Annotated in this window: 29 protein-coding genes and 1 tRNA gene; 17 read left to right on the top strand and 13 right to left on the bottom strand. The window is 59.0% G+C overall.

Translation table 11 applies throughout. The features are described 5' to 3' along the window. The first annotated feature begins 19 nt into the window (after positions 1-19). Positions 20-679, top strand: coding sequence for a DUF6542 domain-containing protein (locus tag BQ4436_RS07520; protein ID WP_176754833.1), 660 nt, complete (start codon positions 20-22; stop codon positions 677-679). An 18-nt stretch (positions 680-697) separates the two neighbouring features. On the opposite strand, the gene BQ4436_RS07515 is transcribed toward BQ4436_RS07520, so the two are convergent. Further along, complete coding sequence (locus BQ4436_RS07515) at positions 698-1,657, bottom strand: 4-hydroxy-3-methylbut-2-enyl diphosphate reductase (protein WP_070362749.1); 960 nt, start codon at positions 1,655-1,657, stop codon at positions 698-700. A gap of 112 nt (positions 1,658-1,769) precedes the next feature. Here BQ4436_RS07515 and xseA point away from each other — a divergent pair, with 112 nt between their 5' ends. Further along, a complete protein-coding gene (gene xseA / locus BQ4436_RS07510) occupies positions 1,770-3,032 on the top strand; it encodes an exodeoxyribonuclease VII large subunit (RefSeq protein WP_070362750.1) in 1,263 nt (420 codons plus the stop codon). Positions 3,033-3,078: 46 nt separating this feature from the next. Continuing rightward, entirely contained in the window at positions 3,079-3,351 is a 273-nt protein-coding gene (locus BQ4436_RS07505; protein WP_070362751.1) for an exodeoxyribonuclease VII small subunit, read from the top strand. 16 nt (positions 3,352-3,367) lie between these two features. Here BQ4436_RS07505 and BQ4436_RS07500 read toward each other — a convergent pair whose 3' ends face one another. Continuing rightward, positions 3,368-3,940, bottom strand: a complete 573-nt coding sequence (locus BQ4436_RS07500) for a DUF4245 domain-containing protein (RefSeq protein ID WP_070362752.1) — start codon at positions 3,938-3,940, stop codon at positions 3,368-3,370. A gap of 260 nt (positions 3,941-4,200) precedes the next feature. On the opposite strand from BQ4436_RS07500, the gene glpX reads away from it, so the two are divergent. The 5 genes from glpX to BQ4436_RS07480 all read left to right on the top strand — a co-directional run bounded on the left by glpX (position 4,201) and on the right by BQ4436_RS07480 (position 9,438). Next, positions 4,201-5,214: a class II fructose-bisphosphatase gene (gene glpX, locus BQ4436_RS07495; RefSeq protein ID WP_070362753.1), complete on the top strand. Its 1,014-nt coding sequence runs from the start codon at positions 4,201-4,203 to the stop codon at positions 5,212-5,214. Positions 5,215-5,260: 46 nt separating this feature from the next. Beyond that, positions 5,261-6,661 carry a class II fumarate hydratase gene (locus BQ4436_RS07490; RefSeq protein WP_070976196.1) on the top strand — a complete coding sequence of 467 codons (1,401 nt, stop codon included), beginning with the start codon at positions 5,261-5,263 and terminating at the stop codon, positions 6,659-6,661. Between the two features lie 61 nt (positions 6,662-6,722). After that, positions 6,723-7,238: a hypothetical protein gene (locus BQ4436_RS12050; RefSeq protein WP_141742272.1), complete on the top strand. Its 516-nt coding sequence runs from the start codon at positions 6,723-6,725 to the stop codon at positions 7,236-7,238. 41 nt (positions 7,239-7,279) lie between these two features. Then, complete coding sequence (locus BQ4436_RS07485) at positions 7,280-7,906, top strand: TetR/AcrR family transcriptional regulator (RefSeq protein ID WP_168161642.1); 627 nt, start codon at positions 7,280-7,282, stop codon at positions 7,904-7,906. Then, positions 7,900-9,438 carry an MDR family MFS transporter gene (locus BQ4436_RS07480; protein WP_070976193.1) on the top strand — a complete coding sequence of 513 codons (1,539 nt, stop codon included), beginning with the start codon at positions 7,900-7,902 and terminating at the stop codon, positions 9,436-9,438. The genes BQ4436_RS07485 and BQ4436_RS07480 overlap by 7 nt, the downstream gene beginning before the upstream one ends. Before the next feature lie 16 nt (positions 9,439-9,454). Here the strand turns inward: BQ4436_RS07480 and BQ4436_RS07475 are convergent, their stop codons facing one another. The 3 genes from BQ4436_RS07475 to BQ4436_RS07465 all read right to left on the bottom strand — a co-directional run bounded on the left by BQ4436_RS07475 (position 9,455) and on the right by BQ4436_RS07465 (position 11,445). Then, the gene (locus BQ4436_RS07475) at positions 9,455-10,006 is read right to left on the bottom strand and encodes a GNAT family N-acetyltransferase (RefSeq protein ID WP_070479325.1); all 552 of its coding nucleotides are present in this window, start codon (positions 10,004-10,006) and stop codon (positions 9,455-9,457) included. Between the two features lie 70 nt (positions 10,007-10,076). After that, complete coding sequence (locus tag BQ4436_RS07470) at positions 10,077-10,685, bottom strand: LGFP repeat-containing protein (protein ID WP_070362758.1); 609 nt, start codon at positions 10,683-10,685, stop codon at positions 10,077-10,079. A 49-nt stretch (positions 10,686-10,734) separates the two neighbouring features. After that, positions 10,735-11,445 carry a LysR family transcriptional regulator substrate-binding protein gene (locus BQ4436_RS07465; RefSeq protein ID WP_070976190.1) on the bottom strand — a complete coding sequence of 237 codons (711 nt, stop codon included), beginning with the start codon at positions 11,443-11,445 and terminating at the stop codon, positions 10,735-10,737. Between the two features lie 23 nt (positions 11,446-11,468). Here BQ4436_RS07465 and BQ4436_RS07460 point away from each other — a divergent pair, with 23 nt between their 5' ends. Further along, complete coding sequence (locus BQ4436_RS07460; RefSeq protein WP_070362760.1) at positions 11,469-11,828, top strand: DUF5997 family protein; 360 nt, start codon at positions 11,469-11,471, stop codon at positions 11,826-11,828. Positions 11,829-11,831: 3 nt separating this feature from the next. Here BQ4436_RS07460 and glyA read toward each other — a convergent pair whose 3' ends face one another. Next, positions 11,832-13,124, bottom strand: coding sequence for a serine hydroxymethyltransferase (glyA, locus tag BQ4436_RS07455; protein WP_070976188.1), 1,293 nt, complete (start codon positions 13,122-13,124; stop codon positions 11,832-11,834). 188 nt (positions 13,125-13,312) lie between these two features. Here glyA and coaA point away from each other — a divergent pair, with 188 nt between their 5' ends. Next, positions 13,313-14,248 carry a type I pantothenate kinase gene (gene coaA, locus BQ4436_RS07450; protein ID WP_070362761.1) on the top strand — a complete coding sequence of 312 codons (936 nt, stop codon included), beginning with the start codon at positions 13,313-13,315 and terminating at the stop codon, positions 14,246-14,248. A gap of 14 nt (positions 14,249-14,262) precedes the next feature. Here the strand turns inward: coaA and BQ4436_RS07445 are convergent, their stop codons facing one another. Genes BQ4436_RS07445 through mca form a run of 3 tightly spaced genes read right to left on the bottom strand, consistent with a single transcriptional unit; the run spans position 14,263 to position 16,320 of the window. Then, positions 14,263-15,033, bottom strand: a complete 771-nt coding sequence (locus BQ4436_RS07445) for an isoprenyl transferase (protein WP_070976450.1) — start codon at positions 15,031-15,033, stop codon at positions 14,263-14,265. 45 nt (positions 15,034-15,078) lie between these two features. Continuing rightward, the gene (locus tag BQ4436_RS07440) at positions 15,079-15,381 is read right to left on the bottom strand and encodes a hypothetical protein (protein WP_141742271.1); all 303 of its coding nucleotides are present in this window, start codon (positions 15,379-15,381) and stop codon (positions 15,079-15,081) included. A gap of 30 nt (positions 15,382-15,411) precedes the next feature. Then, positions 15,412-16,320, bottom strand: a complete 909-nt coding sequence (gene mca, locus BQ4436_RS07435; RefSeq protein WP_070362762.1) for a mycothiol conjugate amidase Mca — start codon at positions 16,318-16,320, stop codon at positions 15,412-15,414. Between the two features lie 115 nt (positions 16,321-16,435). Between mca and BQ4436_RS07430 the strand changes: the two genes are divergently transcribed. The 3 genes from BQ4436_RS07430 to BQ4436_RS07420 all read left to right on the top strand — a co-directional run bounded on the left by BQ4436_RS07430 (position 16,436) and on the right by BQ4436_RS07420 (position 18,112). Further along, positions 16,436-16,900: a DUF4307 domain-containing protein gene (locus tag BQ4436_RS07430; protein WP_070976186.1), complete on the top strand. Its 465-nt coding sequence runs from the start codon at positions 16,436-16,438 to the stop codon at positions 16,898-16,900. Between the two features lie 107 nt (positions 16,901-17,007). Beyond that, a complete protein-coding gene (gene greA, locus BQ4436_RS07425; protein WP_070362764.1) occupies positions 17,008-17,529 on the top strand; it encodes a transcription elongation factor GreA in 522 nt (173 codons plus the stop codon). A gap of 52 nt (positions 17,530-17,581) precedes the next feature. Continuing rightward, positions 17,582-18,112 carry a hypothetical protein gene (locus BQ4436_RS07420; protein ID WP_070362765.1) on the top strand — a complete coding sequence of 177 codons (531 nt, stop codon included), beginning with the start codon at positions 17,582-17,584 and terminating at the stop codon, positions 18,110-18,112. A gap of 136 nt (positions 18,113-18,248) precedes the next feature. Here BQ4436_RS07420 and BQ4436_RS07415 read toward each other — a convergent pair whose 3' ends face one another. Then, positions 18,249-19,079 (bottom strand): Bax inhibitor-1/YccA family protein, encoded by an 831-nt coding sequence (locus tag BQ4436_RS07415; RefSeq protein ID WP_070976184.1) that lies wholly within the window; start codon positions 19,077-19,079, stop codon positions 18,249-18,251. Between the two features lie 274 nt (positions 19,080-19,353). Between BQ4436_RS07415 and BQ4436_RS12540 the strand changes: the two genes are divergently transcribed. From BQ4436_RS12540 to BQ4436_RS07405, 4 genes are read left to right on the top strand one after another with little or no spacing between them, the layout of a single operon-like run. Further along, positions 19,354-19,776: an acyltransferase family protein gene (locus tag BQ4436_RS12540; protein ID WP_255366156.1), complete on the top strand. Its 423-nt coding sequence runs from the start codon at positions 19,354-19,356 to the stop codon at positions 19,774-19,776. Next, a complete protein-coding gene (locus tag BQ4436_RS12535; RefSeq protein WP_255366155.1) occupies positions 19,749-20,339 on the top strand; it encodes an acyltransferase family protein in 591 nt (196 codons plus the stop codon). The genes BQ4436_RS12540 and BQ4436_RS12535 overlap by 28 nt, the downstream gene beginning before the upstream one ends. Beyond that, complete coding sequence (locus BQ4436_RS12530; RefSeq protein ID WP_255366154.1) at positions 20,332-21,342, top strand: SGNH/GDSL hydrolase family protein; 1,011 nt, start codon at positions 20,332-20,334, stop codon at positions 21,340-21,342. The genes BQ4436_RS12535 and BQ4436_RS12530 overlap by 8 nt, the downstream gene beginning before the upstream one ends. Positions 21,343-21,350: 8 nt before the next feature. Next, positions 21,351-21,977: a class I SAM-dependent methyltransferase gene (locus BQ4436_RS07405; protein WP_070362768.1), complete on the top strand. Its 627-nt coding sequence runs from the start codon at positions 21,351-21,353 to the stop codon at positions 21,975-21,977. 18 nt (positions 21,978-21,995) lie between these two features. Here the strand turns inward: BQ4436_RS07405 and BQ4436_RS07400 are convergent, their stop codons facing one another. The 3 genes from BQ4436_RS07400 to mfd form a co-directional block, all read right to left on the bottom strand. Then, complete coding sequence (locus tag BQ4436_RS07400) at positions 21,996-22,556, bottom strand: hypothetical protein (RefSeq protein WP_143000852.1); 561 nt, start codon at positions 22,554-22,556, stop codon at positions 21,996-21,998. Positions 22,557-22,654: 98 nt separating this feature from the next. Continuing rightward, positions 22,655-22,728: transfer RNA gene (locus tag BQ4436_RS07395), tRNA-Leu, on the bottom strand. Between the two features lie 74 nt (positions 22,729-22,802). Then, entirely contained in the window at positions 22,803-26,387 is a 3,585-nt protein-coding gene (gene mfd, locus BQ4436_RS07390; RefSeq protein ID WP_083329516.1) for a transcription-repair coupling factor, read from the bottom strand. Between the last annotated feature and the right edge of the window lie 33 nt (positions 26,388-26,420).

Genomic DNA, 26,420 nt, shown 5'->3' with positions numbered 1-26,420 from the left:
GCCGGGTAGAATGCCCAGCGTGTCTCAAAACTCTCTCCGATCCCCGCGCTCTGGTACCGCCACCTTCCACGGTTTGCCTACCGTTTCCAGCATCGGCATTATCTTTGCTGCGCTGCTGACCGGCGTCGTCATCGCAACGTCGGCGGGATACATCGGATGGCCTCTGCTCGTACTGTTCAGCGTCGCGGTCATCGCCGTGACGACGCTGGTAGACCCGCGGGGTTTGTTCCTTACCGTCGCGGCTACCCCGCTTTTGTTCGTCATTGCGCTGCTTGGATTTGGACTGATTTCAGCACGCAATCAGCTCGGGGCCGCTGGTGCAGGCGGGAAAACCGCTATCCTTATGGTGCTTTACCCAGTAATCGAGCACTTCCCTATTCTCTTCACGGTGACTGCTGGTGCCCTGGTGATCGCCATCGTGCGCTACTGGCTGATCCAACGCCATAACGATGAAGTCCTGCGCCGGGAGCGAGCGCAGCGCCGCCGCATGAGCCAGTCGAACCGCAGGACCAATAGCGAGGGCCGTCGGGCCCGTGAGCGCAGCCAGGGTGGCATCACGGTCGATGAGCTGTTGAAGCGAACGAAGGCAGAACGCAGTCAGGCCCGCCCCCGTGGGGAGCGGGCCCGGCGAGTTGCCTCTCGCCTTGGCGAGGACCTGTACAAAAACGAAGATCGCTAGGCGAAGGCTAGACGAGCACTAGCTGCTACGGCGCGGCTGACGCAGATCCCGCGGCAGCGCGAACGTGATCGTCTCTACCGTAGTGGTGACTTCCTCTACATCGGTGTAACCGCGCGTCGCAAGCTCCGCGAGCAGCTCCTGAACCAGAATTTCCGGCACCGAAGCTCCCGATGTTACGCCAACGGTGTTGACGCCCTCGAACCATTCGTCTTGTACTTGGTGGGCGTAGTCGATGAGGTATGCGTTGTTGGCACCAGCGTCGAGCGCTACTTCCACCAGGCGCTTCGAATTGGAAGAATTTTGCGAGCCGACCACAATAACGAGTTCCGTCTGCGGTGCGATCTTCTTCACTGCTACCTGACGGTTTTGCGTTGCGTAGCAGATGTCGTCGCTAGGCGGGTTTTCTAGATCTGGGTAGCGCTCGCGCAGCTTTTCAACGATCAGCATCGTTTCATCAACAGACAGGGTGGTCTGGGATAGCCACACTAGCTTCGTCCCCTCTGGGAAGTCGGGAAGGGCGTCGACACCCTCGACCCCGTCAACGAGGTGGGTGACCTCCGGGGCCTCACCTGCGGTACCTTCGACTTCCTCGTGGCCCTCGTGGCCGACAAGCAAGATCTGGTATCCGTGCTTGGCAAACCGCTTCACCTCGTTGTGCACCTTGGTCACGAGCGGGCACGAGGCGTCGAGCGCCAGCAAGTTGCGCCCGTCCGCTGCTTCGCGGACCGCGGGGGAAACTCCGTGCGCGGAAAAGACAAGGTGCGAGCCTTCGGGGACCTCGTCGGTTTCGTCAACGAATATGACGCCGCGCTTCTCTAGTGTTTCCACTACGTACTTGTTGTGGACGATCTCTTTTCGCACATAAATTGGGGCTCCGTATTTTTCCAGCGCCTTTTCTACAGTGACAACTGCACGATCCACACCTGCGCAGTAACCGCGAGGTGCTGCCAGAAGAACTTTTTTACCCTGATTTGTCATGGAACCGACCCTACCGAATCAACGTCTAAAACAGTAGGTACACATTCTTGTGGTGATCTATCTATGAAACAATGACAGCGTATTCCATCGACACGCTGGGAAAGGAGCGGTGTTGACACAAGCACAAGGTGAGCGTTCAGCCTCACCAAGTAGCCCTGAACAGCCATGGCCAGTGGCAAAGTTGAATAAGTCGGTCAAGGGGTGGATTAACCGTCTGGGCCACTTGTGGGTTGAAGGCCAGCTCACGCAGGTGAATTACAAGCCGAGCTGGAAATTCTCCTATCTCACCCTCCGCGACACGCAGCAGGAAACGAGCGTGCAGCTTACGGTTTCCTCGGACTACTTAAGGAGCTTGCCGACGCCACCAAAGGACGGTGACCGCGTCGTCATCTACGGCAAGCCGGCCTTCTACGAGGGCCGCGGCTCCTTTTCGATGTGGACGACGCAGATTCGCCACGTCGGTATCGGTGAATTGCTCGCGAAGATTGAGCAGCTTCGGAAACAGCTTGCAAGTGAGGGTCTCTTTGACCGCGCCCGCAAACGGCCGATTCCCCTGCTCCCGAACACGATTGGCCTCATTACTGGTCGCGGCTCAGCCGCCGAGCGCGACGTGCTTTCCGTGGCGCAGAGCCGTTGGCCCGCGGTCCAATTCCGCGTGATCAACACCGCGGTACAGGGACCGAACGCGGTGCCTGAGGTCATTCAGGCCCTGCAGACGCTTGACGCGGACCCCAATGTTGAGGTCATCATCATTGCCCGTGGCGGAGGCTCGGTCGAGGACCTCCTTCCGTTTTCTGAGGAGGCGCTGCAGCGCGCTGTGGCTGCGGCGGGAACGCCGGTGGTATCCGCCATTGGGCACGAACCAGACAACCCGGTGCTCGACAACGTCGCTGACTTACGCGCGGCCACTCCAACCGACGCCGCTAAACGCGTCGTCATCGATGCCACCCAGGAGCTTGCGTTTCTGTCTGAGGCGCGCGCACGCAGCGCGCAGGCGCTGCGCACCTGGGTTTCCACCAAATCGGAAGAGATCCAGTACTGGCGCTCGCGTCCGGTGATGCAGAACCCGTTACTGGCAATTGAGCGTCGAAGCGAAGAGGTCTCACAGCAGGTTGCTTCGATGCGACGAGAGATCAGCCACCTGTTGGCGCGAGAAACGCAGCAGGTCGCTGCGCTCCGCTCACAAGTTTCGGCGTTAGGGCCAGCAGCAACTCTCGCGCGCGGATATTCCGTAGTACAAGTCCTCCCCCGCGACCATTCCGATCCTGAGGTTGTCACCAGCATCGAACAATCACCCCCCGGATCGCAGCTGCGCATCCGCGTCGCGGACGGTTCCATCACCGCAGCAGCAATGGGGACCACCCCCGCCGATTAAATCCACACAGCAATTTCACTAGCATCTAGCATCAAGGAGACAATCCATGTCCGAAAACACGTATGGCAATGGCCAACCCACCGACGCCGCATTCCCCGACCCCGCAACGCTTTCGTTCGAGCAAGCTAGGCAGCAACTCGTAGAAACAGTGAGGGTCCTCGAGCTCGGGCAAATGAGCCTTGACGAATCACTGAAGTATTGGGAGTACGGCGAGGGGCTCGCGAAGCGCTGCGAGCAGCTACTCGAGGGAGCATCAAAACGTGTCGAGGCCGCTATTCAGCAGCGCGACGCGACTGAGCAAACACCACAGTCGGAATAGCCTGCTGCCACGGCGTCTACTGCGCTGACAGCGGCTCGGTCGCGAGCGCAGTACGTATCAGTTCCTCAAACTCGGCGTCTGTTCCGGCACCTGTGACGGCGAATCGTGCGTCGCCAGCATCGATAACCCACAGTGGGCGAGTTTTCGCCTCGGTACCCTTGAATATCTCAATGCTGTGGCCATCGATCGTGTCCTGGCGGTCAAGCGTGCGCTGCTTTCCGTCGACCTCGGACTGGACCGTTTTGCTGTCCGCACCCGTTTGCGTCAGCTGGATGAAGCCACCATCGGGCGTGACCCACCCTACGACTGGAGCTGGCTGCTGAGCGATCATGCTTCGCCGCGCGGAGTTCGTCACCCAACCTGTTGGCATTTGAGGGTAGCGCACCGGAAAATCGACTCCGCGAGCCTCAAGGCCAAGGAACGTCTTCGCATCGACTTCTTGCACAGGCCCATTTTCGGGCTTACCGGGATTGAACGTGCACAGCCCGGTCGCACCAACGGCAATGATCATGACGACCACGATCAAGATGACGTTGATGAGCATGTCTCTGCCGTCTTGGAAAATGCGAGGTTTGTTTTCTTGAGCCACGCGCTCCAGTATGACATGGATTCCTGATACCCCCGAATTTGTCTTTTACCCCCGCGCGTTGGCTTTTTACGCAGGAAGTCCCCAGTTCAGACACCACTATTCGCAGCATTGCCCTATTTTAGGTGTAGAAACGACGGTTCATGTCTGGCAAAAGTGCCATGATAGAGGTGTGCCAGACCGCAGTGGTATGGCTTTGCAACGCGGCATGATGTCGATGTTGTCACAACTAAAACTAGTTTGCCGCAGGAGGGCACTGTTTCATGTCTGAACAAACTTCTGAAAACTTCCCTGACCGTAACCTTGCAATGGAGCTCGTGCGCGTTACCGAGGCTGCTGCGCTTGCCTCTGGCCGCTGGGTAGGTCGCGGGATGAAAAATGAAGGTGACGGCGCCGCAGTCGACGCCATGCGCAAGATGATCAACTCCGTCACGATGGACGGCGTCATCGTCATTGGCGAGGGCGAAAAGGACGAGGCGCCGATGTTGTTTAACGGCGAAAGTGTCGGCAACGGTTTTGGCGCACAGGTTGATCTGGCGGTTGACCCAGTCGACGGCACGCGCCTGATGGCGGAAGGTCGCCCGAATGCTATTTCGGTTATCGCGGCTGCCGACCGTGGTTCCATGTTCAACCCGCAGGACGCGTTCTACATGAACAAGATTGCAGTCGGCCCTGAGGCTGTCGGGGTCATCGATATTACGAAGTCCGTCGAGTTCAACATTAAGGCAGTGGCAGAAGCCAAGGGAGTCGGCGTTGGTAACGTGACTGTGGTGGTACTCGACCGCCCACGTCACAACAAGCTGGTTGCGGAGATTCGCAAGGCTGGTGCCAAGGTACGTTTCATTATGGACGGAGACGTTGCTGGTGCCATCGCTGCTGCCCAGAACACCAACTCCATTGACATGGCGATGGGCATCGGTGGCACACCGGAGGGGGTTATCACGGCGTGTGCATTGAAGTGCCTTGGTGGTGAGATCCAGGGCCAGCTCGCACCGCAGTCCGATGAAGAGCGCGAACGCGTGCTGGCAGCGGGCCACGATCTCGACCGTGTGCTTGGCCTCGACGACTTGGTGGCCTCCGATAACTGCTACTTCGCGGCTACCGGTGTCACCAACGGCGACATGCTGCGCGGCGTCTCCTACCGTAAGAATGGCGCTACCACCCGTTCGTTGGTAATGCGCTCGAAGTCTGGCACCGTCCGCTACGTGGAGTCCCTCCACCAGCTGCCGAAGCTTCAGGAGTACTCGGTGATCGATTACTCCGGCCCGATCAAGTAATTCAAAGCGTCGATTTTCTGTAAGTATCAAGTAAAGGAAAGATTGAATGGCCGATAAGCAGTACCGTATCGAGCACGACACCATGGGTGAGGTCAAAGTACCTGTTGATGCACTGTGGCGTGCTCAAACTCAACGTGCTGTAGAGAACTTCCCGATCTCTGGCCGGGGCCTCGAGAACCAGCAGATCCGCGCCCTTGGGCTCCTCAAGGCCGCGTGTGCGCAGGTCAACAAGGATTCGGGCAAGCTCGATGCGGAAAAGGCTGACGCGATCATCGCTGCGGCGAAGGAAATCGCAGACGGCAAGCACAACGACCAGTTCCCAATTGACGTCTTCCAGACGGGTTCTGGCACTTCCTCGAACATGAACACTAATGAGGTCATTGCTTCGATCGCGCACGCAAACGGCGTGGAAGTCCACCCGAACGACCACGTCAACATGGGACAGTCCTCGAACGACACCTTCCCAACTGCAACGCACATTGCTGCCACCGAAGCTGCCGTCGAAGTGCTGGTCCCGGCCCTGCAGGTGCTGCAGAAGTCACTGGCTGCGAAGGCTGAGCAATGGCACGAGGTAGTGAAGTCGGGCCGCACTCACCTGATGGACGCGACCCCGCTGACGCTTGGTCAGGAGTTCTCCGGCTACGCTCGTCAGATCGAGCTCGGCATCGAGCGCGTTGAGGCGACTGTTGGCCGCCTCGGCGAGCTCGCCATTGGCGGCACCGCGGTCGGTACCGGCATCAACACCCCAGCAGACTTTGGCGCAAAGGTCACCGCAGAACTGGTGAAGATCACTGGGCTGACACAGCTGTCGGAGGCAAAGAACCACTTCGAGGCCCAGGCCGCACGCGACGCTCTGGTGGAATTCTCCGGTGCGATGCGCACTGTTGCAGTCTCGTTGTACAAGATTGCAAATGACATCCGGCTGATGGGTTCGGGCCCACTCGCCGGATTTGCGGAGATTCACCTCCCAGATCTGCAGCCAGGCTCGTCGATCATGCCTGGCAAGGTCAACCCAGTCCTGTGCGAGGCGGCAACCCAGGTCTCTGCCCAGGTGATCGGCAACGATGCCGCGGTGGCATTCGGCGGCTCGCAAGGCCAGTTCGAGCTCAACGTGTTCATCCCGATGATGGCGCGCAACGTGCTGGAGTCCGCTCGCCTGCTGGCGAACGTCTCTCGACAGTTCGCTACCCGCTTGGTTGACGGTATCGAGGCGAACGAGGCCCGCATGAAGCAGCTCGCGGAGTCTTCACCATCAATCGTCACCCCTCTGAACAGTGCAATCGGCTACGAGAACGCTGCGAAAGTGGCAAAGCATGCGGTGAAGGAGGGCATCACGATCCGCCAGGCTGTGATTGACCTCGGCTTCGTGGACGGCGAAACGTTGACTGAGGAGGAGCTCGACAAGCGTTTGAACGTCCTGTCGATGGCTCATACCGAACGCAACTAGTCTTCGCTACAATCATCCCTGCTACTGCCCATGTTCATGAGCACGACCAGGGATGATTTTTATGTCTGATTCTTTTTCGCAGCTTCGTACAGCTGGGGGCTCAAATAAGCCATGGGTTATTGGCGGTGTCTTAGCTCTGGTGGTCTCGCTTATCGGGATAGCGCTCGCCGCAGCGTACTGGTCCGCTCAGCCAAAGCCGGAGCCTAACGGGGTGCCTACAGTTGTGACGGTGACTGCGTTTCCTGAAGCTCCGCAAGTGCGTGACGACGCCCCCTCTGGAACATTCCAAGGCACCCTCCAATCGCACAGCCCTGATGCTGCCGTAGCGGCGTGGCCGGCGGTGTTCTCCCTCCATGAAGGACAAGGGATGGTCAGCTATCCTCTGAGCGGTTGCGTGGCGCTTATCGCGCATGATGGCAGTGCTTCCGCTCTGACGAAACAGTGCCCTCCAACTACTGATGATGGTTTCTGGAGCTTCTCCAGCCCGGAGCCGGGAATCGTTGAGGCACAGTTTTTCGAGCGCCGCGGTGATAGCTCTCCAAACGTGGAAGGCTCACTATCGCTCCTGGTTGAATAGGTTTCTTTGATATTTTTGCACGGAGTGTAAGATTGCACTCCGTGAATTTTCCCGATCAGTCAGAAGGTCTCCGGCAGCGAAAGCGCCGCGAAACACGGCAGCGAATCTTCGATACAGCTGCATCGCTTGTGGCACGCGACGGCTATGACAATGTCACAGTCGAGGAGATCTGCCAAGGTGCAGGCATTTCACGGCGGACGTTCTTCAACTACATGGACTCAAAAGATGACGCTGTGCTTGGTCCCTTCCCTCTCGAGTTCACCAGCGAGAGCTTTGCACGCATTGCTGATGAGTCGTCCACGAACATGTTGTCCCTGGTAATCGATGCAATGGAAGAATCAGGTGCCGAAGATCGAGCCGAGGATGCCTGCCGAATCCAGCGGCTCATGCAGGACAACCCATCGTTGGCAAACGCGATGCTGGCCCGCAAACGCGATACGCTACGACACCTCGAGCAGGCTGTGCGTGAGCATTTTGCGAGCCACCCCGAAGACCGCCGTCTAGATGTCACCATAGAGGCAGAAGCCCGAATCGTTGTGGAACTTTTTCGGACAACGCTTGTGCTTTATGCGCGAAGCCTTCATTTCCAAGAGGAGGGTTCGCCGAAGGAGCAGGCTCGTAGCGTAGCTGCCGTCGTCACGAAGTATGCAAAGGAGTTGCAGTGGTAAACAACACTAAGCCACACGTTGGCCTGATCTTTGGAGCGCTACTCATCACGATGCTGATGAGCTCATTGGGCCAGATGGTTTTCTCCACTGCCCTGCCGACGATTGTCGGTGAGCTTGGTGGCGTAGATCACATGAGCTGGGTGATTTCGTCGTTCCTGGTCACGATGACAATCGCGATGCCAATTAATGGCAAGCTCGGTGACAGGGTCGGACGCAAGTGGCCTTATATTGGCTCGATTGGCCTGTTCGTCATTGGTTCCACCTTGGGTGGGCTTGCACAGTCAATGCAGCTGCTCATTATCGGGCGCGCCGTCCAAGGCTTTGGCGCTGGCGGCATGATGGTCAACTCCCAGGCAATCATCGCGGAGGTGGTTCCAGCTCGTAGCCGTGGCAAGTACATGGGTGTGATGGGGGCAGTATTCGGCGTTTCTTCCGTGCTTGGCCCCGTGTTGGGCGGCTGGTTTACGGATGGCCCCGGCTGGCGTTGGGGCCTTTGGATGAACATCCCGCTGGGGCTTCTCGCGATGACGGTCTGCACAATCGTGCTCCACCTACGCAAGGGGTCGCGGTCAGCACAGAGCATCGACTGGCTGGGCACCGTGCTCATGGCGGTTGCCACGACTTCTCTTATTTTGACCACAACGTGGGGTGGCACTCAGTATGAGTGGTCCTCGCCTATCATTTTGGGTATTTCCTCGCTTGCGGTTGTCGCTGCAGCGCTGTTCGTCTTCGTTGAGCTGCGCGTACCGAACCCGCTCATCCCCATGCACTTGTTCCGCAATCGCAACATGGTCTTGACGACGGCCTCCGGAACCGTGCTGGGACTGGCTATGACCGGTGCGCTTGCTTACCTGCCTACCTACCTGCAGATGGTGCACGAACTCACGCCAACGAACGCGGGGCTGATGATGCTGCCAATGGTCATCGGCATCTTGGGCACTGGCACTACCGTGGGGTTCATTATCGCGAAAACGGGCCGCTACAAGGTCTACCCGATCATCGGTATGGCCATCGTTTCGGTCGGACTCTTCCTCTTCTCGCAGCTCGAAGTGTCCACACCGCTGACCACGCTGGGTATCTACATGTTCATTTTTGGGTTCGGACTCGGCTTAGTCATGCAGGTACTGGTACTTATTGTCCAGAACTCGTTCCCACTAGCAATGGTCGGTACTGCAACAGCGACGAACAACTTCTTCCGACAGATCGGCTCCGCGATCGGTGCGTCGCTTATTGGTTCGCTGTTCATTCACAATATGACGGAGGAGCTCGCGGAACGCCTGCCAAAAGCATTGGCCTCGATGGCCCCTAGCGAGGCAGCCCCTTACGCCGAGCAATTCTCGAGCGCCGGTGGGCACAACTCCCTCACCCCGCACGCGGTTGCACAACTGCCTGACGTACTGCGCGACGCCGTCCTTAATAGTTACAACGACGGCCTGACCCCAGTGTTCTTACTGATGGTCCCATTGGCCGCCGTTGCGTTGGTGCTGCTCTTCCCGGTCCGGGAGGACCCGCTGAAAGAGACGCTGGACTAGGAACGATGAGGCGTGACTAGACCTGGCTTTTGCCTGGTTTCTTTTCTCCCGGCTTCGGCAACAGCAGCTCGTAGATGTCCGAGTCACGCCACTGGCCTTCCCGCTCACCGTAGGACATTTTCGCCATGTGATGGAAGGTGCCAACTTTCTCAAACCCGCGCGACTTGTGCAGCCCTGCCGATCCTTCGTTTTCCGGGAAGATCCACGAGTGAATCGACCACTTATCAAGTTCGATGCACGTCGCGATGAGCTTGTCTAGCAGCGCACCGGATACCCCCATGCCGCGCGCATCCGGATGCACGTAGATGGAGTCTTCAACTACTCCATGGAACACGCTTCTCGACGACGCCTTCGCCGCAGCTACCCATCCGAGCACACGCGAGTCATCGTGTTCATCAACGGCAACAAACACCGTTTCCATGATCTTCGCCCTGGAAAACTGCTCCCATGTCAAGCCGCGCGTCTCGTAAGTTGCGTTTCCGGTACTCAGACCCATCTCGTAGATGCTACGCACCTGCGGGTAGTCTTCTGGCCGGATTGGTCGAATGGTAAACCCTTTTTTGGTCATAAAAAACATTGTCCCCATTGGTCACACATCGTGCAACCAACGGGGACAAAAGCCGTTGTAGAGCTACAAATTACTTCTCGATGATGTTTGCAGCGAACGCGCCGGTGTCGTTGTTTTCACGAGTCCACTCGATGGTGCCGTGCTCGAACTCCTGGAACCAGCCAGATTCATTTGGAAGTGGGGTCTCGGCTGCGGTTGGGAAGCCAACCTTGTCCATAACGCCTTCATTCGTCAGCCACACGTTAGCAATTTGGCCCCAGATCGGAGCGCCACCGGTGTTTTCATTCCAGGCGACGTGGTGGTCATTGTCAAAGTCAACGATCCAGCTGCCATCGTGCTCCGTAACCTTCATCGGCTCGCCCCACTCCGAGTCAGCGTACTGGCCGATTGCCTGGACCAGACCGGTTGGAACCTTGACCTCTTCACCGTCTGCGGTAGTCAAGGAGACAGACTCCGTAGAGCCCTCTGCACCATTAGCGTCGGTGGCGGTCTCAGCAGCAGTCTCCGTCTCGGCTGCCTCTGTAGCTGTCTCGATGTTGGTCACCGTTGCGGTGCCGGAAGCACCATCCGCAGCGGTGGTAGCAGTGCTATCGGCGCCCTCTCCGTCAGAGCAAGCAACCAAGCCTGCGGCCAGAGCGGTAGCAGCAACGGCGGAAGTAAAAACCTTCTTGTAATTCATCAAAATTTCCTTTCGTTGTTGAATTTGTCTGGTTTCCATTATGCAAATTTCACTTTCGCCGCCTCCGTTTCACCCCCGTTCGGGGTGTTTTCCCGGCCGCACCCTTGCGCTTTTTCCCACGTTTCGTATATAAGCGTTTGCCCTGCGCAGCACGGGAGTCTGACACCTGTTTGCGCCGCCTCGTCCCAGCAGTCGGCTCACTCCCCCTCGACGAGCGAGCGGTGCGCCCTTTTGCGACGCCCACAAAGTCCTGGATCTCGTCACCGTCGTCGGTTTTCCGCCACACCAATGCAATCTCAGTTTCAACCAGCGGAGCGTGCCAAACTTCCAAACACGCGATCTGTTTCTTCGAGAGCACCTTCAACAACGGCAACGGGGCCAATGCCACGCCAACGTTTGCCGCAACGACCTGCAATGCACCACGAAGCTCTTCAAGTGACGCCTCCGGCTGGTAGACCCAGTTGATGATTTCGCCTTCGAGGTCCGCGTAATCGACGCGCTCCCCAAGCTCTGCAAACAAAGAGTCCTTGGGCACGGCAACGCCGGGAGCCTCGGTATAGAGACGGACCACGTGAAATTCATCGGTAATACGGTCATCGGGCAGGCGCATCAGCGCCAGCGATGTAGAAGTCGTCTCGTCCAGGAGATCAGCGAAGGGGTCGTCGACACCTTGCGTATCGAGCGAGTGCGGTGTGGACTGTGCGAAGCGTTTAAACCACTTCCCTGGCTCTGTGCCGGTGACGAAAGCAAGCGATAGCATGGCACAATGCTACCGTTTGGTGTATGACTACACAGAAGCCATCCGGAACCGCGATGAAGGCCGCGACCGCCGCGAAGAAACTCGGGATCTACCTGCCAGCGACGCCGCAGGAGTTCCAAGACAATGCCGTGACGCACGCGCAACTGCGCGAATTACAGAACAATCCCCCAGAGTGGCTGCAGGAACTGCGCCGCAATGGGCCACACCCCCGCCCCGAGGTGGCGCGCAAACTCGGGATCTCAATCACCGCACTCAAAGCAAACGACATGGACAAGCCGCTCACCACTGAGGAGATCAACGAGCTGTTGAAAAACCAGCCGGAATGGTTGAGCTCGGCCCGCACCACTCATTCAGAGCAGCGCCAGGCCGAGCAGCAGCAGTAGCTCTTAGAGCATCTTCCAATCTTCGAGGCCCGGGTAGAGCGGGAACCGCTCCGCCAGCGCGTCTACGCGGGCGTGCAGGGCGTCGACGTCGGCGTTCTCACCCTGGATAAGCGCCTCGGCGATAATTTCCGCAACTTCCTCGAACTCTTCCTTGCCGAAGCCGCGGGTCGCCAGCGCCGGGGTGCCAATACGCAGCCCCGACGTCACGGCTGGCGGACGCGGATCGAAAGGAACGGCGTTGCGGTTCACCGTAATGCCAGCCTTATGCAGCAAATCCTCTGCCTGCTGGCCATCCATCGCGGAGTTACGCAGGTCCACTAGCACAAGGTGGACATCGGTGCCGCCGGAGACGACGTCGATGCCGGCTTCCTTGGCGTCTGGCTGGGTCAAGCGCTCGGCGAGAATCTTTGCGCCCTCGAGCGTGCGCTCCTGGCGGTTACGGAAAGCCTCCGTCGCGGCGAGCTTGAAGGCGGTAGCCTTCGCAGCGATCACGTGCACCAGCGGGCCACCCTGCTGGCCTGGGAACACTGCGGAGTTGAGTTTCTTGTGCAGCTCGAGATCGTTGGTCAGGATGAAGCCGGAGCGTGGTCCACCAATGGTCTTGTGCACCGTGGAGGACACAACGTGTGCATGAGGCACCGGCGACGGGTGCAGACCAGCAGCGACCAAGCCAGCGAAGTGCGCCATATCGACCCACAAGTACGCACCAACCTCGTCTGCGATCGAGCGGAACTCAGCAAAGTCCTCGTGGCGAGGGTACGCGGACCAACCCGCGATGATCACCTTCGGCTTGACCTCGCGCGCCTGTTCACGCAGCTTCTCCATGTCGATGGTGCACGTGTCTTTTTCAACCTCGTACGCAGCGACGTTGTACAGCTTGCCGGAGAAGTTGATCTTCATACCGTGCGTCAGGTGGCCACCGTGAGCGAGGCTGAGGCCCAAGATGGTGTCGCCCGGCTCGCACAGCGCCATCAACACAGCCGCATTCGCCTGCGCACCGGAGTGTGGTTGCACGTTCGCGTATTTCGCGCCGAAGAGCTCCTTCGCGCGGTCGCGCGCCAGGTCTTCAACGACGTCGGCGTGCTCGCAGCCACCGTAGTAGCGACGACCTGGGTAGCCTTCGGCATATTTGTTTGTAAACACCGAACCCTGTGCTTGCAGCACTGCTCGCGGAACGAAGTTCTCGGAGGCAATCATCTCCAGCGTGTTTCGCTGGCGCGACAGCTCCTGAACGATCGCTTCGTGAACTTCGGGGTCAAAAGTAGCGAGATCCTGGTAGCGGAGGTCTTCAGACACGTGCACCGGGTCCTTTCAAGATCAGACAGTCAATCATGTTATAGCTCATGCCCAGGCACACCTACGCCTGGCACTGCTATGCAGTATAAGCATCAGCGCTACGAAAGAAGTCCACTTTATTCAGGAACTTCAGAAGTATCTGTACCTGAGTTCCCCGGCACGAAACAACAAATGTAACAATGTTACGCATGGCGAAATCTCCCCGCACTTCGGATTCGAGCCCTTATTTGGACTTTCACCGCGACGATTGGCGGCACCGACGTGCGCAAATGCCACAAGTCTTGACGGAGGACGAAGTAGCCAAGCTCAGTGGTATCGGCGAGAACCTCGATATGCAGGAAGTTGAAGACATTTACCTTCCGATCTCTCGCCTGATTCACCTCCAGGTACGGGCCAGACAAAAACTTACGAAGGCTACAGAGACGTTTATCGGTGATGACCCAGGCCACGTGCCATTCATTATCGGGATTGCGGGGTCGGTGGCCGTCGGCAAGTCAACGACTGCCCGTGTACTGCAGGTGTTGCTACAGCGTTGGGACTCTCATCCTCGAGTGGACCTCATCACCACCGACGGGTTCCTCTATCCCAGCAAAGTGCTCAAAGAGCGCAACCTGATGGACCGCAAAGGATTCCCGGAATCCTACAACCGGCGCGACCTCATGCGCTTTGTCACCGAGGTCAAGTCGGGTCAACCACTGGTCAAAGCGCCGATATATTCTCACTTCGCCTACGACATCATCCCAGGCGAGTTCATTGAGGTCCGCCAGCCGGACATCATCATTCTCGAAGGGCTCAACGTCCTCCAAACCGGCCCGACCCTCATGGTGTCCGACCTCTTCGACTTCTCAATTTATGTCGACGCCCTCACCACCGATATTGAACGCTGGTACATCGACCGCTTCATGAAGCTTCGCAACACCGCGTTTCGAGAGCCCGGCGCGCACTTTGCGCACTATGCCGACATCGATGAGGCGCAGGCCCGTCACAAGGCACGCGATATTTGGCAGTCCATCAACCTGCCGAACCTAGTGGAAAACATTGCCCCCACCCGTATCCGTGCCTCGCTCGTGCTACGCAAAGGCGCCGACCATTCAGTGCAGTGGGTCCGCATGCGCAAAATGTAGCGCCAGGTAGCTGCCTACTTGCCGAAGCGACGGGAGCGCTGCGAGTACTCGCGCAACGCGCGAAGGAAGTCAATCTTGCGGAACGCGGGCCAGTACGTGTCCGTAAACCAGATCTCGGAGTACGCCGCCTGCCACAGTAGGAAGCCGGAGAGGCGCTGCTCCCCCGACGTCCGGATCACTAAGTCTGGATCGGGCTGACCTGAGGTGTACAGGTGCTGCGACACGGACTCGACGGTCACTGCGTTGACCAGTTCGTCCACGCTGCAGCCGCTGGCAGCGGCGTCGCTAATGAGGCTGCGAACGGCGTCGACAATTTCTTGCCTGCCGCCGTACCCCACCGCAATGTTGACGGTCAGGCCAGCTTTGCCTGTGGTGGTGTCGGCAGATCGGCGCATCCTTTCTGCAACCTCATCCGGCAAGAGCTCCAGGTGCCCTACGAGCCGAACCTTGCAGGAGTAAGACTGCGTCGCAAGGTCCTCGATCACCTCGGAAATAATGTCGAACAGCAGCTCAACTTCTTCCGAAGTCCGTTGCAAATTCTCCGTTGATAACAGGTAGATCGTAACGACGTCCACGTCCATTTCCGCCGACCACCGCACAAGTTCGCCGATCTTCGCCCCACCCACCCGGTGGCCATGAGAAACATCGGTGAACCCAGCCTCACGGGCCCACCGTCGGTTGCCGTCCGCCATGACCGCGATGTGCTTCGGGCGTTTCTTGCCCTTCAGCTCACGCTTCAGGCGCGCTTCATACAGCGGATACAGAATTCTTTGGAGGCTACTCACGGACCCAACCTTACTCACCAATCAACGGTATGTATGTTAGATGCCTTAGATCCAACGCTTCTTCCGGCGATCAAGCACACCCGCCTCCGCCATGGCCTTATCCAGCGCCTCCTGGTCAAACGGGTCGATTCCGTGCTTCTCAGCGAAGAGGCTGCGACGGCGGAACCGCGAGTACCGGCGATGGAACGCAAACCCCAGAGACAAAATGACCACAGCCAGCATCACCAACAGCAACAGGCCGAATGGCGAAGCCTTGCCAAAGTCAGGCCCCACCGGGTTTTCCTTCGGCGCCTGCGCCACCAAGTAAGCAGAGGTGTTGATAATCGCTGCGTGTGCTGTCGTCATCATGTGTATTTCGTCTTCCTTGTGCTGAGAATGTTAGCGCTCTTGCCCGAAACCTTCAGCGAGCGCGTCCGCGGTCTTCGGGTCAATACCGGCGAAGAGATCATCTTCCGGCAACGTTGATGCTACGCGAGTTCTGGCCAACTCAAACTCTTCTGTCGGCCATACCTCCTGCTGGTCCTCAACTGGGCTCGCCAAAAACGCGCCCGCCGGATCAATCTGTGTCGCATGTGCCGTCAGCGCTGCTGCACGCTGGGGGAAGTACTCCGCGCACTCCACCCTTGTGGTCACGCGACTCATCACATCCGCTTTGTTTTCTTCCCACCGCTGAATCATCAGCTCGTACGGGCTCTTCTTTCCCTGCGCGTACAAGCGGTCCTGCAGAAGACGCATCCGCTGCAGGATAAATCCATGGCTGTAGTACAGCTTCAATGGCGTCCACGCCTGCCCTGCTTCAGGAGCAAAGGATGGATCTCCCGCCTTGTCCCAGGCCAGCATCGAGATTTCGTGGACCATCAAGTGGTCGGGGTGCGGGTAGCCACCGTTTTCGTCGTAGGTAATGATGACATGCGGCCTGAACTCTCGAATCGACTCGACGAGATGCGCCGTCACTGCCTCCGGGTCTTGGGTCGCGAACGAGCCTTCCGGCAGCGGGGGCAGCGGGTCGCCTTGTGGCAGACCCGAGTCTTCGTACCCCATCCACTGATGTTCCACGCCGAGGGCCGCCGCGGCCTCCGCCATCTCCTGCTCCCGGACCTCGAGGATGTTCTCCAGCACGCCCGGCCGATCCATCGCAGGGTTCAAGATGTCGCCTCGTCGCCCGTCAGTACATGTGACGACGAGCACCCGGTTCCCCTCCGATGCGTATTTTGCCATCGTTGCTGCACCTTTAGAGGACTCGTCGTCTGGGTGTGCGTGGATCGCCATCAAGCGCAAGCCGGCCACTATTCCTCCTAGAACTTCTTCGAGGTCTGATTCCGTAACTTCGCGCCATCTTAGTACCATTGGAACGGATTGCAGCTACAGCGTCATCCAGCGTCATTCAGCGAGGTAGGTAACCGTGACTTCTCCCAGTCGCCCAACATCCCGATACGGCTCCAGCACCACCCCGACAGCCACGAAACGCAGCAACGCCGCTGGCCGGATCGTCGCGCTGATCGCCATCGGCCTCGTCGTCGTGCTGCTTTACAGCGTCTTTGACTACTTCAAGAAGCAGGAGTCTCGCACCGTCACTGCGGATTTCATCTCGCTCGAAGCTGTCGACGACAACACCACACGCATGTGGATCGATGTATCACGCAGAGACGTCGAGACCCCTTCGTACTGCATCGTCACTGCGGTCAACTACGCGCATGCCGAAGTTGGGCGTCGAGAAGTAGTACTCCCCGCAGGCGGGCAGGAGCTCGAGCGGGTCGCCGTCGAACTACCGGTGCGCGAACCGGCAGTCTCCGGACGTGTCTACGGCTGCTCGGACAATCTGCCGTTCTACATGGACCCCACCAGCACCTTTTACGACGCCCGCTAAGCCTCACCAGTGCACCACCTGCGCGGCAGCTGTGCTATTATCCGCCTGGTAAAGTTGCCCGCCAAACGGCGGGCTCGTTTGACATAAATAGGGAAGGTTTTTACCTGATGGCGCAAACTCAGCAGCAGTACATCACCCCGGAGATGAAGGCCAAGCTTGAAGCTGAGCTTCAGCAGCTCATCGACAATCGCCCTGTCATCGCAGCCGAAATTAACGAACGCCGTGAAGAAGGCGACCTCAAGGAAAACGCTGGCTACGACGCCGCGCGTGAGCAGCAGGACCAGGAAGAAGCTCGCATTAAGCAGATTTCCGAACTGCTGGCTAACTCCACCACGGAGCGCTCCGGCATCGTCGAGGGTGTAGCCCACGTAGGTTCCGTCGTGCACGTCTACTACAACAATGACGAAAATGATAAGGAAACGTTCCTGATCGGTACCCGCGCGGCTTCGACGGACAACGAGGACCTGGAAACCTACTCGGAGAACTCCCCGCTCGGCGCAGCCGTAGTCGGTGCTTCCGAAGGTGAAACCCGCACCTACAACGCCCCAAATGGCCGAGAGATTTCGGTAACAATCGTCTCCGCAGAACCGTATGATTCTGTTAAGGCTTCCACGCCACGGGCGAAGTAGCCTGTCTACGCCATCGGCGTTATCCGTGATCGCTGACATTGAAGGAATTCCTGTGAATAAGTTCTTTTCCCGCAAGCTAGTACTCACCAGCGTGGTCGCACTCGGCGCTGTGGGCTTGACTGCCTGCCACCCGCCACACCAAAACCCGTCGGACCTGAAGGTTGATACGGCACAAAGCCAGGACCCAACTTCGCTTCCTGGTGAGCGCGCGAAGGCAACCCCGACGAACGTAACCGATGCAGCAGGCGCTACCTCTGAGGCTGCAGTCACCGAGACCGTCACCGCTATGGGTGCTTCGGACAAGACCCCACTGGTCAATAACTGCGGCAGCGTCGGCCTTGAGCGTCCAGCTTCGCTGACTCTCAACTGCAGCGACCAGAACGATTTCCTCCAGGACATCGTATGGGATACCTGGTCTGAGCAGCTCGCGCAGGGCACCGCTACCCGCACCACGGTCAATCCGAACCGCGAAATCGAAGATGTGCAGGTTGTCCTGGGCAACCCAGACATCGTAGATGGTGTGCTCGTGTTTAAAACCATCACCGTTGACGGCACGTCTATCAACCCTGAGGGTGCACGCTAAGTACGCTGAATACAGCAATTAGCTCCCTGCCCGGGCCCAGCGATGTTGTTGGCCGGGGCGCTTTTGAGCGCAACTAGACAAAAATACCCGGCCTCACAGTTGTGGGGCCGGGTATTTATCGCAGTGAGCGCATGCGCTATCGCTGTTGGAAGTAAGACAGCAGGCGCAGGATCTCGGTGTAGAGCCACACCAGAGTCACTGCCAGGCCAAGTGCAACGCCCCAGGCCGCCTGCGATGGGGCGCCCATGCGCACCAACTTATCGGCGACGTCAAAGTCCTGCAGGAACGCAAGTGCGCCCAGCACGATGCAGACCAGGCTAAACACGATGGCGATGGTGCCACCACCGCGAAGCGGATTCATGCCTGTAAAGATGCTCAACAAGAGGTTGCCGACAACCAGGATGAGCACGCCGAAAATGGCTGCGGTGAGGATCCGATTAAACCGCGGGGTAACGCGAATGGCACCGGTGCGATAGACCACAAGCATGCCCGCGAAGACACCGAAGGTGCCCAAGATCGCCTGGAAGATTAACGCGCCTGCGTCCGCGCCGGCGACACTGAACTGCCCGGTGATGGCGAATGAGAACCCACCAAGGAACAGGCCCTCAGCAGCCGCGTACGCCAGGGTAATAACTGGGGAACCGTACTTTTTGCCAAATGCGTGAATCATCACGAGGACGAAACCGGCGACGGCACCGACCACCGTCAGAATGCTGGCAATGGAGCCGTACCCACCGAGGTACAGTCCGAAGTTAATTACTGCAAAGGCGACAATTACGGCAAGGGTAATGCCGGTTTTAGTGACAACGTCGTCAACCGTCATTGGACGGTCCTCAGACACTGTGCCCGCCGATGCACCCATGGGTGCTTGCTCGTACGGGTTCGCGGCACCGTACCCCTGGTACCCAGTGCCACGTTGGGAATCTACTCCCTGCAGAGTTTTCAATACAGGGTTGTTGCTACTCACGGACCCCTGATCCTTTCTTTTGAGAACAATCGTTCACCTACTCCAACGCACTGGGTGTTGTTTTAGTTCCATGCGCCCAAAGAATTTGTCCGGATCACGCCACTGAGCGTGGCCTCTGCAGCAATCTGCACCACAATTCATGTCCATCTTTCTGGCAGCGCTATACTTCTGTACGTTTGTCGCACTCCAGGAAGGTCGCCATCCCATGCCGCCCCCAATATCAGGTTCTCACCGCTATGTCCCCGCCCTCGACGGGATCCGAACGCTAGCGGTCATGCTGGTTATCGCGTACCACCTCAACCTCCCTGGGTTCAGCGGTGGCCTGCTAGGCGTGGGCGTGTTCTTCACCCTCTCGGGGTACTTGATCACGCTTAACCTCATGCGTGGGCACTACCGGGATAACTCGCTGCACCTGAAGACGTTTTGGGTCAGGCGTTTCCGCCGTCTCATACCTGCGATGCTGACCACAGTGTTGGCAGTCGTGATTCTTTCCGTCGCGTTCGATGCGGGCAACCTTCGTGACCGCTCGTTTGAAGCGTTGAGCTCCATCTTCTACGTGAACAACTGGCATAACATCGCCGTCGGTTCATCGTACTTCGATCAGTTCAATGGCCCCGGTCCGCTGGACCATATGTGGTCACTGGCGATCGAGGAACAATTTTATCTCTTGTGGCCGCTGTTGCTGTGGGGCTGCTGAGGGTGTTCCGTCGTGGGTGGATTGTCGCCGTCGTGACCACGGTGCTCGCCGGAGCTTCCTTTATCTGGATGTGGGTGCTCGCTGATCCTTCTATCGATGCGACTCGCGTCTACGAGGGCACTGATACCCGTGCGGGCGGGCTGCTACTCGGCGCGGTCTTAGCAATCGTGGTTTCCTCACGGAAGCACGCCGGTAAGAACATTGGTTCCTCCCCTGTTCTGAGCACCGTTGTTGGCGCCCTCGGCTTCGGCGGCATCTTCGCGCTGAGCATGCTCGTCGCGCAGGAAAACATGTTCTTGTACAAGGGTGGGATCCTGCTTCTGAACATTGCGTCAGTTGCTGCTATCTACTCGGTCATTGGGGCGCGCGGCCCGTGGACGACCATTTTCAGCTGGGAGCCGCTTCGCTGGATCGGCGAACGCTCCTACGGTATTTACCTGTGGCACATGCCGGTGATTTACTTCATGCCGGATGCGTGGTTGCAGGATCACCGCGTGTGGTCCTCCATCCTCGTTGTTGTGCTTTCGACCCGCACTTGCTGCGCTGAGCTGGACCATGTTTGAGAACCCAATCCGTCGCAATGGCGTGTTCGGGCCAATGAAGCAGTTCCGCACGCACCCGTTGGAGGCACTCCGCCCGATCACGCTTGGTTCGACGATTACGCTCGCCGCAATCATTGCAATAGGTATCCCGGCTGTGTTCGCCATGGATGCCTCGAAGCCGAACACCACCATGTCCCTGCCTCAGGATGCGCAGCGCGGAGGCGCGCGCGACCATCGCGAGGGAAAGGACAAAGCCAAGGAAACTGAGGAAAGCTTGACGACGTCCGCCTCTGAGAAAGCTTCATGGGAGGACCAGCCTTCGGACGTGAAGATGAGCTGCGAGAAGGTCATCCACGTCGGCGATTCCACCTCGATTGGCATGTTCGATATCAACCAGTTGCCTGAAGGCGCGGTCACTGCGATTGACCGATACTTGGACGCTGGCGCAAGCGAGGTAGATACGAGCGTGTTTGGCGCTCGCGCAACAAATCAGGGTTTCAACGGCAACGGGGAGAACTACCCGTCTGCGATTGAGTCCGTGCAGCAACTGCTCGCCCAGGGCGCAGCTGACGATGGCACCTGCTGGGTCATCGCCACCGGCGTGAACGACGCCGCCAACGCAGACGCTGCCCGTTCCTACGGCTACGACCCCACGGGTGAGTTGGAGGCAAACATCCGCAAGATGCTTGACCTGTTGGAGGGCTACCGCGTGATGTGGCCGACAGCCGCAACGGGTAACCCGTCGAATGGCTACTACGCCAACGAGAACATGGACGAGTTCAATGTTGCATTGCGCAAGGTTGCGAAGGAGCGTCGAGACGTAGTCGTCTACGACTGGGCGAGCGAGGCGCGCTCCAACTTGGATTGGTTCCTCGCAGGCGACGAGGTGCACTACAACGCCACCGGCAATGACATCCGTGGCAAGCACTTTGCTGCCGCACTTGCTCACGCGTTCCCGAAGGATATCCCGGTAGACGCCATCCCAACGGACGCGGAGGTGACTTCCAAGGGGCCGAAGCTATAGTTTTGGGCATGGCCACTTGGAAAGAAATTGTCGCTGCAAACCCTGACCACTCCGAGAATTACGCCCAGCGGTGGCGCAACTTCGTGCAACAGGGCAAAGATATCGACGGGGAGGCCCGGCTTATCGACGCCCTCTCCGCCCGCCACTCCCGCATCCTCGATGCAGGGTGCGGGACTGGTCGCCTTGGCGGCTATCTGGCAAAGCGTGGACATATCGTCTTCGGCGTCGACATCGACCCTGTGCTGATCGGGTACGCGAAGCAAGACTTCCCCGAAGCAACTTGGGTAGTTGGCGACCTTTCCGCCGATCCGATCGAGGTCCGCGATATCGATATTGCGGTCTCGGCAGGCAACGTGATGGGGTTCCTCGCCGTCGACGGTCGCAGGCCCGCGCTTGAGAACATCTTCCGAACGCTACGTCCGGGCGGACGGTTCGTCGTCGGCTTCGGGCGTGGGCGCGGCTGGGAGTTCGACGACTTCCTCACCATGTGCCACGAAGTCGGGTTCCAGCCACAGCACCAGTTTGCGAGCTGGGACTTGGAGCCGTTCACGGAGCAGTCCGGGTTCTTGGTTGCTGTGTTGCAAAAGCCAAAGGTTGATGAGCAGGCCGTTCGCTCGTTAACGAACCTACTCTAATAGTTCGCTGGCCCGACCTTACTGAACAAGGTTGACGCGATTCGCCATCCGTTGGCTACCGCCAGACGTGTAGAAGTGCACCGAGTTGTTCTCGTCTTCGGGGTGATCGCACCACATGTCGCGGCCATCGCTGCCCATCTTGCACACCATCGGGTAGGTTTCGCCGGTGACGGGACTCGTCACCGAGATATCAGCTCGCGGCACCGCGTTCACGTTGGGGTTCGCCGCTACGTAGTGCCAGGTAGCTGCGTAGGCGACGTCGAAGATCTCAGCTGCAAATTCGCACGATGTCGCAGGCCCCGCCTTGATTCGGTCGCCGAACTCAGTGGTGCCACACTCCCCTCCTACTTGACCAGTGTTGATGGAGTGGCGCGTTGAAAATGTATGAGTCTCGGTATCCTCGGAGGCGCTGGTTGGGGTGGCGGTGTCCTCAGCGTGTGAATCTGTGGTGGTGATTGTTTGGGTGATCGTGGCCGGGGCTGCATCGTTGCTGCTGGAGCTCGAACCACTGTCACCGGAACAACCCACAACGCCCAAACAAGCGACTGCGATCATCCCGACTGCTGTGTACTGTTTCATTGCTTCCTCTCGGCATTCGGGGACAGGGGTGCCCAACAGCATAGTCGATAGGAACGCAAAAGGTCCCGCTACCTGTAGGTATGCGGGACGTTGCATTGTGCCCCCAGTGGGACTCGAACCCACACTGAATTGATTTTAAGTCAACTGCCTCTGCCGATTGGGCTATAGGGGCGCACGGGCCCATAGTACAGGCAGCACCGGGAAAACTCCCAATAGGCACCACCGGACAAAGCCCGGTAGAAACCGCTACTGGCTCACACTGATGATGCGTTTCTTTTTCCTGCCACCGTCGACGTCGGACTCACCGGTAACGGAGATCTTCTCGGCATCGAAAATGTCCGCGATGAAGTCGGCGACCCACTGCAGCAGCTCCATGTCGCGCAGGTTTGGCTGGTTGATGCCTTTGCCTTCACGTGGCATTGGTACCTGCAGTGTCTTTGCCGCAGCACGGTAATTCGCTCCCGAGTACAGGCGCTTCAACCTGACTTGCTTCGAGTCTGGCAACTCCACGGGGTGGAACTTAATCCTTGTGCCTTGGGTCAAGATGTCCGAGATTCCAGCAGTTCGAGCCAAGTGGCGCACGCGTGCAACCGCAAAGAGGCGCAAGACCTCGGTCGGAAGTGGTCCGAAGCGGTCGATCATTTCCTCGGCAACCTTGCGCAGGTCCTGCTCATCGCGGGCCTCGGCAAGTTTTCGGTACACGTCCAGGCGCAGGCGCTCGGCGTTGATGTAGCTTTCGGGGATGTGGGCGTCGACAGGCAGATCCACTCGGATCTCCTTCGGGCCCTGGTCTGTCGCGTCGACGACTTCGCCGGTCATGAGCGCCTTGTACGTTTCGACGGCCTCCCCGACCAGGCGGACGTACATGTCGAAGCCAACACCTGCAATGTGGCCGGACTGCTCCGCGCCGAGCACGTTGCCGGCACCGCGCATCTCCAGGTCCTTCTGCGCGACAGCAATGCCGGCGCCGAGGTCGTTGTTCTGTGCGATGGTCGCAAGTCGGTCGTAGGACGTTTCGGTGAGTGTCTTCTCTTTCGGGTACAGGAAGTACGCGTAGCCGCGTTCGCGGGAACGCCCGACGCGCCCGCGCAGCTGGTGCAGCTGGCTCAGACCCATGTTCTGCGCGTTCTCCACGATCAGGGTGTTAGCGTTGGCGATGTCCAGGCCGGTTTCCACGATTGTGGTGCAGACAAGCACGTCGAATTCGCGGTTCCAAAACCCTTGGACTGTCTGCTCAAGCTGCTGCTCACCCATCTGCCCATGCGCGACCACGACGCGGGCCTCGGGTACGAGTTGCCGCAGCGAGCGCGCCGTCTTCTCAATATCGGAGACGCGGTTGTGGATGTAAAACACCTGGCCGTCGCGGAGCAGTTCGCGTCGAATGGCTGCCGCAACCTGCTTCTCTTCCTGCGGGCCAACGTAGGTCAGCACCGGGTGGCGGTCCTCCGGAGGAGTCGTGATCGAGGTCATCTCGCGGATGCCCGTCAGGCTCATCTCCAGGGTTCGCGGGATTGGCGTCGCGGTCATCGTGAGCACGTCGACGTGACTCTTCAGGGCCTTGATGTGCTCCTTGTGCTCTACGCCGAAGCGCTGCTCCTCATCCACAATGATGAGGCCAAGCTGCTTCCAGAACACGCCCGTCTGCAGCAGACGGTGTGTGCCGATCACAACGTCGACGGAACCATCCGCCAACCCTGCCATAATCTCCTTGGCTTCCTTCGCTGAAGTAAAGCGCGACAGCTCGCGAACGGTGACCCCGAAGCCGTCCATTCGCTCGTTGAACGTGGAGTAATGCTGCTGGGCAAGAAGCGTCGTCGGCACAAGCACCGCCACCTGCTGTCCGTCTTGCACTGCCTTGAACGCGGCGCGAACAGCAACCTCGGTCTTTCCGAAACCAACGTCGCCGACGATCACGCGGTCCATCGGCGTCGGCTTCTCCATGTCCTCCTTGACCGCCTCAATAGCAGCGAGCTGGTCCTCCGTTTCTACGAACGGGAACGCGTCCTCCATCTCGTGTTGCCACGGTGTGTCAGGGCCGAAAGCGCGGCCCGGCGCGGCTTGACGCTTAGCGTAAAGCTCAATGAGTTCGCCGGCGATCTCACGTACGGCGGCGCGCGCCTTGCGCTTGGTGTTCTTCCAGTCGGAGCCGCCCATCTTGGACAGCGAAGGCTTCTCGCCGCCGGTGTATTTACTCAGCAGGTCGAGGGATTCCATCGGCACCCAGAGCTGATCGCCGGGCTGGCCGCGCTTAGCTGGTTGGTATTCCAACACGATGTACTCGCGCCGGGAGGCTTCGTCACCGGTTTTGATGGTGCGCTCGGCCATCTTGATGAACTTGCCGATGCCATGCGTGTCATGCACAACAAAATCACCGGGAGTCAGCGCGAGTGGGTCCACCCGGTTCCGGCGCCTCGGGCGGCGCCGCTTCGCGCCCGCGATGTCGCCGACGCGGTTGCCAGTCACGTCGGTTTCCGTCACTACCACCAGGTTGGGTCCGGGGAACACGAGGCCTGCATGCGAAAGGGACTGGTAGACCGTGACCGCGCCATCGACAGGTTCCAATCCAGGGGTGGCGATGCGCGCCGAGATGCCGTGCTCCCTCAGTCGCTCCGCCATGCGCTCAACGGTGCCCTTCGCTGGCGCCACGAACGCTACCTTGCCCCCGTTGGTTTGCACGTGCAGTTTCAACGTCGCGTAGAGCTGCTCAATTGCTTTGGGCTCGCCCTTCGGTGCGGGTGCAGCCTCGAATTCCAGCGGCAGCGTCATCGCATCATCGGCGGAAAACATACCTGGAGGTGCGAATGTCCACCACGCGTTGCCCGCGTTGCGTGCCGACACTTCCAACGACTCGAACGAACGGAACGAGGACGCCGATACGTCCAGCCCCTCCACAGCAAGCGGGCCCTCCGCACCCATCGCCGCGGCCTCCCACCCAGCTTCCAAGAATTCCTGGTCCGTGGCTTCGAGGTCCGCGATACGGGTGCGCACCTTTTCAGGCCCAGAGACGAACACAATGCTGCCCTTCGGCATGAGCTCCGGCAGCACCGAGTACTTCGCGTCGCTGAGCACCGGGATGAGTACCTCTTCCCCATCGGCGTGGGTGTGCTCAGAGATCCGCGTGAGCAGCTGCACCAGCGTGGTATTCGACGGGTTCGTGCGGGCAAGCTCATCGGCGCGTTTAGCCACGCTGGCGTCGATAATTAACTGGCGCGCCGGAAAAAGCTCGACGGATGTGAGCTCCTCGATGGTGCGCTGGTCGGCGACGGCGAAGCTTCGGATGTCGGTGACTTCGTCGCCCCAGAACTCGAGGCGCACTGGGTACTCGGCGGTGGTCGGAAAGATATCGATGATGCCACCGCGCGTGGCGAACTCCCCGCGCTTTGCCACCATGTCGACGTGCTCGTAGGCGAAGTTGACGGCTTGTTCGGTCAGCTCCGTGAAGTCCCACTCGGTATCGACTTTCACTGTAATCGGCTCCACCGCGGGCAACACTGGCTGGCAGAAGGCGCGCGCCGAGGCGACGATGACCTGGGGCATCTCCCACAGCACCTTCGCACGGGCACCCACGACATCAGGCGCCGGCGACAACCTCTCGTGAGGCAGCGTCTCAAAAGCGGGGAAGTTGGCGACCTTGCCCTTTCCGAGCATCGCCTGCAGTTCAGCAGTCAGATCCTCCGCCTCGTGGCTCGTTGCGGTCACCAACAGCACCGGAACCTGGCGAGCCAGCGCACCCGTAGCCCACGAACGAACCTGGTCAATTCCAGTCACGTGCAACGAGTCGACGCCGATGTTGCCCACCAAGCCCTTAAGCTTCGGGTCGGTAAGCGCCATAGTGAGCAAACCACCCAACGCAGGCGCCTGAGC

The organism is Corynebacterium sp. MC3 (assembly GCF_900099485.1).
GTDB classification, from domain to species: Bacteria; Actinomycetota; Actinomycetes; order Mycobacteriales; family Mycobacteriaceae; genus Corynebacterium; species Corynebacterium pseudogenitalium.
This window is presented reverse-complemented; position numbering and strand designations above follow the sequence as displayed.

Bases quoted from the DNA above. Each gene is read 5' to 3' on its own strand.
- BQ4436_RS07515 (WP_070362749.1), bottom strand. From the start codon at position 1,657: ATGACAAATCAGGGTAAAAAAGTTCTTCTGGCAGCACCTCGCGGTTAC.
- BQ4436_RS07505 (WP_070362751.1), top strand. From the start codon at position 3,079: ATGTCCGAAAACACGTATGGCAATGGCCAACCCACCGACGCCGCATTC.
- glpX (WP_070362753.1), top strand. From the start codon at position 4,201: ATGTCTGAACAAACTTCTGAAAACTTCCCTGACCGTAACCTTGCAATG.
- BQ4436_RS07490 (WP_070976196.1), top strand. From the start codon at position 5,261: ATGGCCGATAAGCAGTACCGTATCGAGCACGACACCATGGGTGAGGTC.
- BQ4436_RS12050 (WP_141742272.1), top strand. From the start codon at position 6,723: ATGTCTGATTCTTTTTCGCAGCTTCGTACAGCTGGGGGCTCAAATAAG.
- BQ4436_RS07475 (WP_070479325.1), bottom strand. From the start codon at position 10,006: ATGACCAAAAAAGGGTTTACCATTCGACCAATCCGGCCAGAAGACTAC.
- BQ4436_RS07470 (WP_070362758.1), bottom strand. From the start codon at position 10,685: ATGAATTACAAGAAGGTTTTTACTTCCGCCGTTGCTGCTACCGCTCTG.
- BQ4436_RS07465 (WP_070976190.1), bottom strand. From the start codon at position 11,445: ATGCTATCGCTTGCTTTCGTCACCGGCACAGAGCCAGGGAAGTGGTTT.
- BQ4436_RS07460 (WP_070362760.1), top strand. From the start codon at position 11,469: ATGACTACACAGAAGCCATCCGGAACCGCGATGAAGGCCGCGACCGCC.
- coaA (WP_070362761.1), top strand. From the start codon at position 13,313: ATGGCGAAATCTCCCCGCACTTCGGATTCGAGCCCTTATTTGGACTTT.
- BQ4436_RS07440 (WP_141742271.1), bottom strand. From the start codon at position 15,381: ATGATGACGACAGCACACGCAGCGATTATCAACACCTCTGCTTACTTG.
- greA (WP_070362764.1), top strand. From the start codon at position 17,008: ATGGCGCAAACTCAGCAGCAGTACATCACCCCGGAGATGAAGGCCAAG.
- BQ4436_RS12540 (WP_255366156.1), top strand. From the start codon at position 19,354: ATGCTGGTTATCGCGTACCACCTCAACCTCCCTGGGTTCAGCGGTGGC.
- BQ4436_RS12530 (WP_255366154.1), top strand. From the start codon at position 20,332: ATGTTTGAGAACCCAATCCGTCGCAATGGCGTGTTCGGGCCAATGAAG.
- BQ4436_RS07405 (WP_070362768.1), top strand. From the start codon at position 21,351: ATGGCCACTTGGAAAGAAATTGTCGCTGCAAACCCTGACCACTCCGAG.
- BQ4436_RS07400 (WP_143000852.1), bottom strand. From the start codon at position 22,556: ATGAAACAGTACACAGCAGTCGGGATGATCGCAGTCGCTTGTTTGGGC.
- mfd (WP_083329516.1), bottom strand. From the start codon at position 26,387: ATGGCGCTTACCGACCCGAAGCTTAAGGGCTTGGTGGGCAACATCGGC.